This is a genomic window from Solwaraspora sp. WMMA2101 (assembly GCF_049179175.1).
GTDB lineage: Bacteria > Actinomycetota > Actinomycetes > Mycobacteriales > Micromonosporaceae > Micromonospora_E.
Genome location: NZ_JBMHMA010000006.1, coordinates 4,883,559 through 4,896,044 on the forward strand (window position 1 = coordinate 4,883,559; position 12,486 = coordinate 4,896,044).

Genomic DNA, 12,486 nt, shown 5'->3' on the forward strand with positions numbered 1-12,486 from the left:
CGTCACCTCAACGCCACTCGGCCGGCACACCGCCGGCGCGCCGGGTCTCCCGGATCACCGACACCCCGATCAGCGTGTCCCCCTCGAAGCGCTGCCACAGCCGCAGCTTCTCGTCCGAGGTGACCATGGTGACCAGTTCGTCGACCCGTACCCCGGTCTCCTGCCAGTGGCCGGTGAAGAACAGCGCCCGGTCGTCCAGGACGGTGGCGGTGCCGGTGAAGCCGGCCATGCCGAGATCCAACGTGCCGTCACCGGCGAGCCGGCCGCGGAAGTCGACGGTGCGCTCCTGCTCCGTCCCCGGGTGGTACACCAGACGTTCGTACCAGTCGGGGCCGTCCAGCCGCAGCTCCTGCCGGCTGGGGAAGGTCTCGACCACGTCACCTGTCGGGGACAGGTGGGTGTACGTCCCGTCCCAGATCCCCAACGCCCGTTCCAGATAGTCCCGCATGGACACGGTCATCTCGGTCCCTCCTCCAACTGAGTTCCAGCGTCGTCGCCCGGCGACATGCCGGGTGCGGTGTCAGGTTCGTGGCCGCCGGGGGCGGTGTCAGATTCGTGGCCGCCGGGGGCGGTGTCAGGTCCGTGGCCGCCGGGGGCCGGCACCAGGTGGCAGGCCACCGACAGGTCCGGCGCGACCGGCAGCAACGGCGGTGCCACGTCCGCGCAGACCGGCAGCCGGACCGGGCAGCGGGTGACGAACCGGCAGCCGGCACCGGTGAATTCGGCATCGGGTTCGCTCGCCGGGCGGGCCCGCACCGCCGGCCGGTTGCGCGGGTCCGGGTCGGGGATCGCCGCGCGCAGCGCCCGGGTGTACGGGTGCGCCGGTGCGGTCAGGATCCGTTCGGCCGTACCGACCTCTACCAGGCTGCCCTGGTAGAGCACGGCGATCCGGTCCGCGACGCGGGCCACCACCGACAGGTCGTGGCTGATGAACAGCAGCGACAGCCCGAACTCGGCGCGGGCCCGGGCGAGCAGGTCGACCACCTGGGTGGCGGAACTGGAATCGAGGCTCGCCGTGGGCTCGTCGGCGACCAGGAACGACGGTGACAGGATCAACGCCCGGGCGACACACACCCGCTGCAGCTGGCCGCCGCTGAGCTCGTGCGGGTAGCGGTCGAGCATGGTGTCGGGCAGCCCGACCAGGTCGAGCAGCTCCCGGGCCCGGTCGACGCGCGCGGCAGGGTCGCCGATGCCGTTGACCCGCAACGGGTCGGTGAGCGCGGTGGCGATGGTGAAACGGCGGTTCACCGACGCGTACGGATTCTGGAAGACCATCTGCATCCGACGCCGTACGGTCCGCAGCTGCGCCTCGCTGAGCGCTGCGGTGTCCTGGCCGTCGAAGACGACCCGGCCGGACGACTGCCGGTTGAGCTGCAACAGGATTCGGCCGAGAGTGCTCTTTCCGGATCCCGACTCGCCGATCAGCCCGAGGCTCTCGCCGGCCGCGATGTCCAGGTTGACCTCACGTAGCACCAGCGGCGGCGGGGTCGCCGACCACCATCGGCGGCCACCGCCGTACCGGTGCTGGATGTCGCGGGCCATGACGAGCGGCGGCGCGGTGGTCGGCGCGGACACGGTCACCTCCGAGGCGGTACGGGCGGACGGTCCACCCTGCGGTCCGGTCACGGCGTCGCTCCGTCGACCGACTGGGGCAGCGCCGCCATCGACGCCAGCAGATGCCGGGTGTAGTCGTGGGCCGGCTGCTCGAACAGGGCGATCACGTCGGTGTCCTCGACGACCTCGCCCCGGCACATCACCAGCGCGCGGTCGCACAGCTCGGCGACCACCGGCAGGTTGTGCGTGACGATCACCAACGAGAAACCGAGCTCGGCCTGGAGCGCGTGGAGCAGGTCCAGCACCTGGGCCTGGGTGGTGACGTCCAGGCTGGAGGTCGGCTCGTCGGCGAGCAGCACCTTCAGCCGAGGGCTGGAACAGGCCAGCGCGATCATGATCCGCTGCAGCTGACCCTGGCTGAACTCGAACGGGTACCGGCCGAGTTTGTCCCGGCCGTCGATGCCGACGCTGGCCAACGCCCGCAGCATGGTCTCGGTGTAGCGGGAGCGGGGCAGTTCCGGTTGGTGCAGTCGGAACGAGCGGCGGAACTGGTCGCGGATGGAGAATGCCGGGTTGAGGGCGTTGACCGGATCCTGGAAGATCATCGCGATCTCGGAGCCGCAGCGGGACCGGAACTCGCGCCGGCTCAGCGACCGCAGGTCGGTGCCGTCCAGCCAGATCCCGTCGGCCCGCACCACGCCCGGCGGCCGGATCAGGCCGAGGACCGCCTTGAGCAGGGTGCTCTTGCCGGAACCGGACTCGCCGACGATGCCCAGCTTCTGCCCGGCCGGTACGGCGAGCGACATCGGCGCGACCGCCTGCACGTGCTGTCCATGGCCGCGGTAGCTGACCTGCAGGTTCTCAATCACAAGTCTGTCGCTCACGGTCACCTCTCTCCGGGGCGGGCATTCGATCCGCCGCTTCTGGCGGGCGGTCGGTGGTCTGCGGGCCGGGCAGCACGGTGGCCACCCGGCGGCGGATCAACCAGGCCGCCGGGAGCAGGGCGAGTCCGGCGAACAGCAGCGTGATCTGCAGCGGCGTCAGCCGGCCGGGGCTGCCGACCGCGCCGACCTGCTGGTAGACGCTGCCGAGGACGGTGACACCGACGACCGACCCGACCTGCCGGGCCAGGCTCAGATTGGTCAGCGCCGCCGGCAGCGCGCTCGGCCGTACGATGCTCATCGCCGCCGCCGTGTCCCCGGCGAACAGCACCCCGACGGCCAGACCGATCGGCGGCAGCGACAGGGCGAACACCGTCAGCGGCGCGGCGCCGGCCGCCCCGACGGCCAGGTACGCCGCGACCAGCCAGATCGCCGCCACCGACATCAGGGTGCCCAGCCCCCAGCGTTGGCTCAGCCGGCCGGCGAGCTGACTGCCGACCGGGATCAGCGCCATCGTCGCGAACACCGCCCAGCCCGCGACGGTCGCGGTGGCACCCTGTTCGACCTGCAGCGACAGGCTCACCACGTAGCCGCCGCCGGCGACGACGGCGTTGTAGACGACCCCGGCGGCGATCAGCGCGCCGAACCCGGCGTGGGCGAAGACCCGCAGGTCGAACGCGGGCCACGTGGTCCGGCGTTCGACGATGAGGAACGTCACCGCGACCGGCACCGCCAGCGCGACACTGGTCGTCACCAGGATCCAGTCCGGATCGGGCCGGCCGGCTTCCAGCACTCCGGCGCAGGCCAGGCAGACCGCCGCGCCGCCGGTGACCATGCCGACGAGGTCCAGCCGGCGTCGGTCGACGGTGATGTCGGACAGTCGGGCGGCGAGGACCAGCCCGGCTCCGGCGGCCACCAGCTCCACCAGGAAGATCAGCCGCCAGCTCACCGTCTCGGTCAACAGCCCGCCGATCACCGGCCCGACGAAGATGCCGACCGAGCTGATCGTCACCCAGGTCGCGACGGCCCGGACCCGCTGGTGACCGGGCACGTTCGCGTCGAGCAGCGCCGCCGAGTTCGGGATCATCATCGCGCCGCCGGCGCCCTGCAGCACCCGGGCCACGACCAGCAGCCAGTAGGAGCCGGCGACCAGGGCCAGGCCACTGCCGGCGGCGAACAGCGTCAGCCCGAGCTGGTAGCCGCGCCGCCGGCCGATCCGGGCGGCCAACGCCCCGGCGCTGGGCAGCACCGCCAGGTTGGCCAGCATGAACGTGACGAACAGCCACCGGGCGGCGGTTTCGCTGATGCCGACCTCACGGGCCACCGTCGGCAGACTCACCGTCAACGCGGTGTTGTCGAGCATCACCAGGCCGAGGCCGATCGCGCAGGTCGTCGCCGCGAGCGGGACGCTCGCCGCCGGCCGGTCCGGGGTGGGGTCGACGCGTCGGGTCACGGCCGGCCACCGACCTGCCCGGTTGCGGTGCCGTCGACCCCGAGCCCGATACCGGCCCCGCCGTCGTCGTCGGCCCGCTGGAAGAGTTCGATCGCCTCGCCGCCGGTGCCGACGAACAGCCGGGAGCGGGCCGGGCCGTACACCGGCAGATTCACCGACACCTCGTCGGCGACCGGTCGCCCGCCGGCACCGCACAGCGTCGTCCCGGCCGCCGCCAGGTCGTCGACCTCGAACGAGATCGAGGTGATCCCGGTACGCGGTGGCGCGGTGTCGGTGCACCGGCCGGTCAGGCCGACGTACTGGACGATCTCCACGCGGCCGGCGTCGCCGCTGCCAGGCGCGTACAGGTTGACGTCGCGGAGCCGGACACCGCCGGGCACGTGGAAGAAGTCGGCCATGCCGTCGATGGTCCGGTCGAACCAGACCCGCAGGCCGAGTCGGGTGTAGAACGTCGTCGCGGCGTCGGCGTCCGGCACGTGTACGGCGATCGTCTGCACCCGGTGCGGTCCGGTCGCCGCGCCGGTGAACCCCGTACGGTCCTCGACGATCTCGAACACGTCCAGCACGGTGCCGTCCGGGTCGTGCGACAGCGAGTCCCAGACGGTGATCTCCGGTGTGATGCTCCACTTGCGCGGGGCCGACAGCACCAGTTCGCTGTCGGCCTGGACCCGCTGGCGTACCTCGTCGATCCGGTCCACCCGCAGGTTGACCGCGTAGTGGCCGTGGTCGCGCCGGTCGGCGCCGGTGCGTGCCGGTGGGCCGGGTGCGGCCCACCCGTACAGCCGCAGCAGCCCGGACGTGGCCCCGGCCGGGCCGAGTACGGCGACCTGCGCGGGACATGGCCCGGCCAGCCCCCACAGCGCGGCGGTGTCGTCACCGTCGTCGTCGGCCCGGTGCAGCACCTGGTAGCCGAAGGCCCGGCGGTAGAAGGCGATCGACGCGGGCAGGTCCCGGACGCCCAGGGTGACGTACCTGAGTTCGGAGACGCCGCCCACCGCCGACACCACGCTCACCTGACCTGCACGACGAGGTTGCCGTACGCGGTGCGTTCCCGCAGCATCGTCAGTCCGTCCGGCAGCTCGGTGAACGGGATCGTGGCGCCGATGACCGGCCGCAGGTCGCCGCGGGCGGCCAGACCGAGCACGTCGCGGATGCTCTTGCGGGTCCAGCTGGACGCCCCGGCGATGGCGATCTCCCGGATCGTCGACTCCTTCAGATCGAAGCTGGCCCGGTCGCCGGACATGTAGCCGCCGACGATGATCCGGCCGTGGTGGCGCATCGAGGACATGAACCGGGGCCAGGTGCCGGCACCGGCGATGTCCAGCACACAGTCGATCCCGAACCCGCCGGAGAGCTGGGTGAACCCGGCCGACCAGTCGTCGTCGGCGCGGTGGTCCAGGACCAGTTCGACGCCGAGACCGGTGAGCCGTTTCGCCTTGTCCGGGCCGCCGGCGGTGGCCGCCACCCGGGTGCCGGCGAGCTTGGCGATCTGCACCAGCATCGAACCGACCCCGCTGGAGCCGCCGGTGACCAGCACCGTCTCGTTGGGCCGGAGCTGGCCCCGGACGATCGCCATGTGCCAGGCCGTGCCGCCGGAGACGGTCATCGCCGCGGCATCGACGAAGGACACCTCGTCGGGGATGCGGACCGCGTAGCCGGCCGGCACCCGGGCGTACTCGGCGTAGGCGCCGTCGATGGTGCGGCCGAACTTCGGCGCGTTCAGCGCCGCCGCGACCTGACAGGTGTTCTCGTTGCCGCCGACGCATTCGTCGCAGTCGCCGCAGGCCCACCGGTAGTGCACGGTGACCCGTTCGCCGACGCGCCCGGCGGGCGCGCCGGGTCCGGCGGCGACGATCACCCCGGCCGCCTCGATCCCGGGGATCATCGGGTACGGCCGGTGCTGGTCGGGACCTTCCCAGTCGCCCCGGATCAGCTGCATCTCGGAGCTGTTCAGTCCGATCGCGTGGACCTCGACGAGGACCTCACCGGCGGCCGGCTCCGGCACCGGTACGTCGTCGAACTCCAGCCTGCCAGCTCCGCTGCGGTGCAACCGCCACGCCTTCATCTCCACCTGCTCCTCGGCTCGTCGGGGTCGTCGGTCGGGGCGTCATGCCGCCCGCCGGCTGCGGGGGTCGAGCTCGTCTCTGGCGACATCGGCCAGCACGTTGAAGGACAGCGCGGTGACCGCGATGCCCAGGCACGGGAACGCCGCCAGCCACCAGGCGCCGAGGGTGATGAACCGGCGGGCGTCGTGCAGGATGGTGCCCCAGCTGGCGTCCGGTGGCTGCACCCCGAGACCGAGGAAGGAGATCGCCGCTTCGATCTCCACGGCGATCGCCACCGCGAACGCGGCCTGCACGATCAGCGGGGCGCTGATGTTCGGCACGATGTGGCGCAGCAGGACGGTCCGCCGCGGCGTGCCGTAGGCGCGCGCGGCCTCGATGTAGCTCTCCCGCAGTTCGGCCAGCACGCTCGCCCGGGCGACCCGGGCGAACAACGGAATGAAGACCAGGCCGATCATGCTGGAGATGAGCAGGGTCTTGTCGGCGCTGGCCAGGCGGGCGCCGACGATGGTGGTCACCACCGGCACCAGCACCAGCAGCGGGAACGCCAGGATGACGTCCATCGCCCGCATGATCAGCCCGCCGCCGAGGTTGCCGGCCCACAACGCGGCGAGCAGGCCGAGGGTGGCTCCGGCGAGGGCGGCGATCGTCACCGAGACGATCGCGATGACCAGGGATACCCGGGCACCGGCGAGGAACCGGCTGAACACGTCGCGGCCGAACTGGTCGGTGCCCATCCAGTACTCGCCCGACGGTGGCTGCAGCGACCCACCGGGCATCGCGTCGGCCGGATGCGGTGCCAGGAGCCCGCCGAAGGCCGCGACCAGCAGCAGCATCACCACCACGGCCAGCGAGAAGGCACCGAGCGGACGCCGGGCGATCGCGATCAGCAGCCGCAGTCCGGCGCGGGACCGTACGGAGTCGAGCAGTTTCGTCCGCGCGGTCCGGCGCGCCGGTGGCGGCGGCACCGGGGTCGCCCGGACAGGTGTGGTGGTCATCGTCCACCGCCTTCGTAGCCGGCCCGGATACGGGGGTTGAGCACCCCGTACAGCAGGTCGATCAGCAGATTGATCAGCACGAACACGGTCGCGACGAACAGCAGTACGCCGATCACGATCGGGTAGTCGCGGCTGTCGAACGAGTCGATCAGCAGGCTGCCCAGCCCGGGGATGCCGAACACGGTCTCCACCACCACGGAGCCGCCGAGCAGCGAACCCGCGATCACCCCGAGGACGGTGACGACCGGCAGCAGCGCGTTGCGCAGCGCGTCGTACCAGGTGACCACCCAGCCACTGACCCCGTACGCGCGGGCGGCGGAGACGTAGTCCTGGGCCAGCACCTCGATCAGGCTGGCCCGGCACATCCGGGCGACGAGCGCGATCGGCGGCGCGGCGAGGGCGAACGCCGGCAACAGACTGTGCTGCAGACTGGCCACCGGATCGTCGGTGAACCGGACGAACCCGCTGTAGGGCATGACGTTGGTCAGGTACCAGCCGAACAGCAGCACGAAACCGATGCCGATCACGAAGCCCGGCACCGACATGCCGATCAGCGAGACGGCCCGGACGGCGTGGTCGACGACGCTGTCGCGCCAGACGGCGGCGGCGACGCCGAGCGGGATGCCGATGGCGATGGTCAGGACCAGCGCCACCAGGGCGATCTGGGCGGTGACCGGCAACCGGTTGGCGATCAGTTCGGTGACCGGTGCCCCGGAGGCGTAGCTGGTGCCGAGGTCGCCACGCAGCAGGTCGCCGAGCCAGGAGAAGTACTGCACGACGACGCTGCGGTCCAGGCCGAGCTGGCGGCGCATCGCTTCGACGGCCTCCGGTGTGGCTTCCAGGCCGACCCGTAGCCGGGCCGGGTCGCCGGGGGCGAACCGGAGCAGTCCGAAGGAGAGCACGCTCACCATCAGCAGCACCGGCACGGACACGGCCAGCCGCGCGCCGATCAGTCTGAGCACGACGTCACCACCCTTCCTTCTCCGCCACCGGGTCAGCCGGCGACGTCGGCGGCGAACTCGGCGTAGGCGCGGGCCGGGTCACCGTCGCCCTGGGGGTCGAGCACCGAGGCGGGGGAGAGGATCGGGACGTCGACGCCGGCCTCGCGGAACGCGGCGACCCGTTCCCGTACGTAGGACCGGGGGCCGGCGATCGCGACCTGGTCGATGCCGGCGTCGCTGATGCTGCCGTCGGGCAGGATCTCGACTCCGCTGGCCTGGTACAGCGCCCGGTAGAACGGGAAGCGGGTGTAGCGCGACACGAACGGCCGGATGATGTCGCGGGCGCGGTCCCGGGACTCGTCGACGATGACGTTGACGATCGCGTAGACCTTCGCCCGGGGCGCGTCCGCCGGGCGGTTCGCGGCGAGCAGCGCGGCGACGTCCGACGCCCGCGAGGCCGAGGCGTGGCTGAGCACCACCCCGTCGGCGGCGGATCCGGCGAGCTTGCACATCGGGTCGCCGAGCGCACCCAGGATCAGCGGTACGTCGGCGGCCTCCCGATGTCCCCATGGCAGCGGTAGCCCGGTCACCTGGAAACTGGGGTTGCGGACCTGGATCGGCGCGCCACCGGAGGTCAGGCAGGCGCGGAGTACCTCGACGTAGCGCCGCAGGTAGGTCAGCGGCCGGTCCATGTCCAGCCCGAGGCCGGCGACGTTGACCTCCTGGTGACCGGTGCCGAGGCCGAGCACGAACCGTCCACCGGTGAGGTCGGCGACGTTGGCCACCGCCATCGCCATCTCGTACGGGTGGTGGAAGTAGACGTTGGACACAGCGGTGCCGAGGGTGATCTCCGGCCCGACGACGCTGGTCAGCGCGGCGGCGGTGGAGAAGATCTCGCTGTAGGTCTCGGTGAGGAAGAGATGGTCGAACGGGCCGCCGGCGAGTTCGGCGCTGATCCGCACCAGGTCTCGGGGACCCCGGTGCCGGGGGTAGTAGAAGATCGTCCCGAGGTCTGCGGTCATGGTCGCCTCTCGTCCGTGGAGGGGTTGTCGATGCGTACGGGTCACCTGGTGGGTCCGCCGGTGCCGCTGGCGGACCCACCAGGGTCGGCGGTCAGCCGAGCCCGATCTCCGGCACGTTGTGCAGCCAGGCCAGGTTCGACGGCGTGTAGTTGGTCAGGTCCTTCGAGAAACCCTCGGTGTACTGGGCGCTGACCAGCTGGATCTGGCCGAGGGTGACCAGGTCGTACTCCTGGACGGCCCGCCATGCGGCGGCCGACGCGTCACCGGCCGGCGTCTGCTGGGCGGTGGTGAGCAGTTCGTCCATCGTGGGGTCGCTGAACCGGTTCCAGTTCGGTACGGACGTCGAGTGCAGGCCGATCGCCGGGTAGTCGGGGGCGAATCCGGCGGTGACACTCACCGGTGCCGTGGTGAGCAGCAGGTCGTACTCCTGGTCGAGCAGCCGGGGCACCATGGCACCGAACTCCATCGGCTCGATCTCCACCTCGATGCCGACCTTGGCCAGGCTGGACTGGATGATCGCCGCCGCGTCGACCAGCGCGGGCAGATTGTTGACCACGAAGTTCAGCGGCTCGGTGGGCGCTGTGGTGGCGTCGTCGAGGTGGCCCTGCGCCTGGGCCGTGTCGGCGCCGTCGCCGTAGAAGTTGCCGAGCTCCTCGTCGTGGTAGCGGGAACCGTACGACAGGTAGGTGGAGGCGGACCGGGCGGCGCCGTCGTAGACGGTGTCGATGATCGCCTTGCGGTCGACCGCCCAGGCGATGGCCTGGCGTACCTCGGCGTCCGCGGTCGGCCGTCCGGCCTGCATGTTCGGGTACAGGTAGACCCGGGTCACGTTGCCGGTGGCGATCTCGGCCTGCTGACCGGAGTCACGGACCAGGTCGAGCAGGGCCGGGGCGAGTTCCGGGGCGATGTGGCTGGTGCCGTTGCGCAGGTTCGCCACCCGTGTGGTGTCCTCCGGTACGACGTGGAACTCGACGGCCTCCAGAGCGGGTGCGTCGCCGTAGTACGTCTCGTTGCGTACCAGGCGGATCTTCTCGCCGGCCTGCCAGGACTCGAACGAGAACGGTCCGGTGCCCACCATCTCCCGGGAGAGGTTGTCGTTGGGCTGGTAGCCGGCGGCGGCCGAGACGATCGGCACCATCGCGAGCTTCTCCGGGAAGTACGTGTACGGGTTCTTCAGGGTGAAGGCGACCGTCTGGTCGTCGGTCTTGGCGACCTCGGCCACGGCGGAGACCGCCGACGCCCACACCGAGGCGTTGTCGGTGTTGCGGACCTGCTCGAAGGTGAAGATCACATCGTCGGCGGTGAACGCCTCGCCGCCGTGCCAGGTGACGTCGTCGCGCAGACTGACCGTGTAGGTCAGGCCGTCGTCGCTGACTTCGGGCAGCTGCGCGGCCAGTTGCGGTTCGACCTCGGTGGTCTGCTCGTTCCAGTCGTAGAGGCTGTCGTAGACCATGCGGTAGACCCGCTGGGCCGGGGTGTCGTTGAGCGACAACGGGTCGAGCGTGCTCGGTTCGGAGAGAACGTCGATGCGCAGGGTGGTGATCTCGGCCGTGGTCTCGGCCTGGTCGTCGCCCGAGCCGCAGGCGGCGAGGACGAGACTGCCGGCGGTCAGCGTGGCGAGTACGGCGGCTCTGCCGCCGCCGTGCCATCTGGGGCGTCGCCGGTTTCCGGCGCGTCCAGCCTGAATCATCGCAAGACTCCTGTCGATTATCTTCGCCAAGAAAAGGCGGACAAATGTTGGAACGTCGGTGAGGAACGGGTTCGACAGTGCTGAGAAATCCCGTAGCGCGGAGACGGTCGGTCGATCCGTGCGGTACGGGTCGGTCAGGAACCCTGCTCTGTGGGTCGGGTCAGGGCTGTCGGGTAAAGCCGACGGTAACGGGCGGGTCGGTGACGATCCGGGTGTCCAGGAATTCCCACCACTCGTCCTGGCTGACCCTTTCGTGCTCCCAGGACGTGTCGCTTTTCAGGGTGGCCAACGCGGCGCGGTACTCGCCCCATGCAGCCTCGTTCCGGAAAGCCGCCCAGTTCTCGATGACGTAGACGTCGCCGATCACGCTGTAGTACCAGCGGACGGATTCCACCATTGGCAGGTCGTCGTAGAAGAATCGTTCCCGCTGTTCCAGCCAGGACCAGAACTCGGCCATGTGCTGCCGGGCCCGCGCGGACAGCTTCATTCGGTAGACCAGGTAGATCATCGGTTCACATCCCGTCGCCGTCCCACCGGCCCCGGGAGCGGCTGCGCACCGGCAGGCTCGACAGGATCGGTCCGGGGATCGGATCGCCAGCGGTCCATTTGCGGCCGGCTCCCCAGTTGTGGGCGTGCTCGCCGGTCCGCTCGTCGGGGTGGGCCAGGCTGTCGTGCGGCGCGCCCCAGTCCGCCGCCGGCGGCTCCGGACGGTCGTGGCTGTGGTCGTGGTCGTGCCCGTGGCCGTGGTCGTGCCCGTGGCTGTGGTCGTGCCCGTGGCTGTGGTCGTGCCCGTGGCTGTGGTCGTGGCTGTGCCCGCCGGTCGGCCCGTGACCGCCCTGCAGGTTGGCCGCGTCCAGCGCCTTCGCGATCGCGATCATCGACGGGTCGGGGCCGAGGCCGTGCGGGACGAACGGGTCGTCCGGCGCACCCTGCTCGTTCTGGAACTTCCACGCCTGCTGCAACCTGTCCAGGTCCGGAGCGGTACGCCAGGGCTGGGCCAGATCGTGGCTCGACTGCGACCAGCGCAGTGGCCGGTCGGTGCCTTCCGGGCCGTAGTTGATCCCTTCACCGCCCCAGCGGACCCACTCGTTCTGGGTGTACCAGTTGAACAGCTCCCCGTCGGAGCGCAGCAGCCAGGTCGCGCCGCCCTCCATGGAGGTGAAGTGGCCGTGTTTGACCCGCGCCGGCCGGAAGAAATAGGTCCCCAGGTCCAGGGTGCCGAAGTTGTACTCCATGTGCCCCTGGGTGGTGTACGCCTCCTCGTAGCAGGGGTGGTGGGCGAGGCGGTGGTCGGACCAGCCCTCCTCGGCGTACACCAGCCGGGTGTAGAAGCCGGTGACCGGGTCGACGTGCAGGTACTTGATGAACAGGCCGGGCATCGGACCCGGGTTCGGCACCGCGTCGAAGGTCATCGCCTCGGAGTCGATGACGATGACGTCCTCACGGGCGGCCGCCCAGCGGGGTGCGGCGAGCGAGTCGACCGGGTCGAAGCCGGCGTCGCCGTACTCCCGGTAGTGCAGGACCCGGGTCCCCTCGGCGAACCGGACGGCGTCGGCCGGCACCCCTCTGGGCAGGTAGAGGTAGCCTCCCTTGCCGATGGTGCGGTCGCCGTAGGTCAGCGCGCCGTCGAGGACGTAGAACTCGGTGTTGGCGTGGTGGATGCCGGGGCCTCGGCCCCAGTCGGTGTGGAAGTCGACGCGCAGCGACGACGAGCCGTCCTCCTCGTCGACGGAGAGTCGGCGCTCACTGGCCCGGCCCTCGCCGCCGGGCAGCTCGGCGGCGTGCCAGACGTAGTCGTCCTCCTGGATCAGTTCGACGTGCGGTCGCACATCTGCCTCCTTGTGGCGGTCGGTCGACGGCGGGTCGGTCGGGCGTGTGCGGCAG

The 12,486-nt window shown here is 71.0% G+C and carries 12 protein-coding genes; all 12 read right to left on the reverse strand.

What is annotated here, in order from left to right:
* Positions 1-7 precede the first annotated feature (7 nt).
* The gene (locus ACN28F_RS23255; RefSeq protein WP_289210012.1) at positions 8-460 is read right to left on the reverse strand and encodes a hypothetical protein; all 453 of its coding nucleotides are present in this window, start codon (positions 458-460) and stop codon (positions 8-10) included.
* Positions 457-1,626 (reverse strand): oligopeptide/dipeptide ABC transporter ATP-binding protein, encoded by a 1,170-nt coding sequence (locus tag ACN28F_RS23260; RefSeq protein ID WP_289210013.1) that lies wholly within the window; start codon positions 1,624-1,626, stop codon positions 457-459. Before ACN28F_RS23260 ends, ACN28F_RS23255 begins: the two co-directional genes overlap by 4 nt.
* The gene (locus ACN28F_RS23265; protein WP_289210014.1) at positions 1,623-2,438 is read right to left on the reverse strand and encodes an ABC transporter ATP-binding protein; all 816 of its coding nucleotides are present in this window, start codon (positions 2,436-2,438) and stop codon (positions 1,623-1,625) included. Before ACN28F_RS23265 ends, ACN28F_RS23260 begins: the two co-directional genes overlap by 4 nt.
* The gene (locus ACN28F_RS23270) at positions 2,416-3,888 is read right to left on the reverse strand and encodes an MFS transporter (RefSeq protein ID WP_289210015.1); all 1,473 of its coding nucleotides are present in this window, start codon (positions 3,886-3,888) and stop codon (positions 2,416-2,418) included. Before ACN28F_RS23270 ends, ACN28F_RS23265 begins: the two co-directional genes overlap by 23 nt.
* Positions 3,885-4,901 carry a VOC family protein gene (locus ACN28F_RS23275; protein WP_289210016.1) on the reverse strand — a complete coding sequence of 339 codons (1,017 nt, stop codon included), beginning with the start codon at positions 4,899-4,901 and terminating at the stop codon, positions 3,885-3,887. Before ACN28F_RS23275 ends, ACN28F_RS23270 begins: the two co-directional genes overlap by 4 nt.
* The gene (locus ACN28F_RS23280; protein ID WP_289210866.1) at positions 4,898-5,953 is read right to left on the reverse strand and encodes a quinone oxidoreductase family protein; all 1,056 of its coding nucleotides are present in this window, start codon (positions 5,951-5,953) and stop codon (positions 4,898-4,900) included. The genes ACN28F_RS23275 and ACN28F_RS23280 overlap by 4 nt, the downstream gene beginning before the upstream one ends.
* 42 nt (positions 5,954-5,995) lie before the next feature.
* Positions 5,996-6,949 carry an ABC transporter permease gene (locus ACN28F_RS23285; RefSeq protein ID WP_289210017.1) on the reverse strand — a complete coding sequence of 318 codons (954 nt, stop codon included), beginning with the start codon at positions 6,947-6,949 and terminating at the stop codon, positions 5,996-5,998.
* Entirely contained in the window at positions 6,946-7,911 is a 966-nt protein-coding gene (locus tag ACN28F_RS23290; RefSeq protein ID WP_289210018.1) for an ABC transporter permease, read from the reverse strand. The genes ACN28F_RS23285 and ACN28F_RS23290 overlap by 4 nt, the downstream gene beginning before the upstream one ends.
* A gap of 32 nt (positions 7,912-7,943) precedes the next feature.
* Positions 7,944-8,912, reverse strand: coding sequence for an LLM class flavin-dependent oxidoreductase (locus tag ACN28F_RS23295; RefSeq protein ID WP_289210019.1), 969 nt, complete (start codon positions 8,910-8,912; stop codon positions 7,944-7,946).
* A gap of 91 nt (positions 8,913-9,003) precedes the next feature.
* A complete protein-coding gene (locus ACN28F_RS23300) occupies positions 9,004-10,602 on the reverse strand; it encodes an ABC transporter substrate-binding protein (RefSeq protein WP_289210020.1) in 1,599 nt (532 codons plus the stop codon).
* A gap of 160 nt (positions 10,603-10,762) precedes the next feature.
* Positions 10,763-11,110 carry a hypothetical protein gene (locus tag ACN28F_RS23305; protein WP_289210021.1) on the reverse strand — a complete coding sequence of 116 codons (348 nt, stop codon included), beginning with the start codon at positions 11,108-11,110 and terminating at the stop codon, positions 10,763-10,765.
* A 4-nt stretch (positions 11,111-11,114) separates the two neighbouring features.
* On the reverse strand, positions 11,115-12,431 hold the full coding sequence (locus ACN28F_RS23310; RefSeq protein ID WP_421359703.1) for a DUF4437 domain-containing protein: 1,317 nt from the start codon (positions 12,429-12,431) through the stop codon (positions 11,115-11,117).
* Between the last annotated feature and the right edge of the window lie 55 nt (positions 12,432-12,486).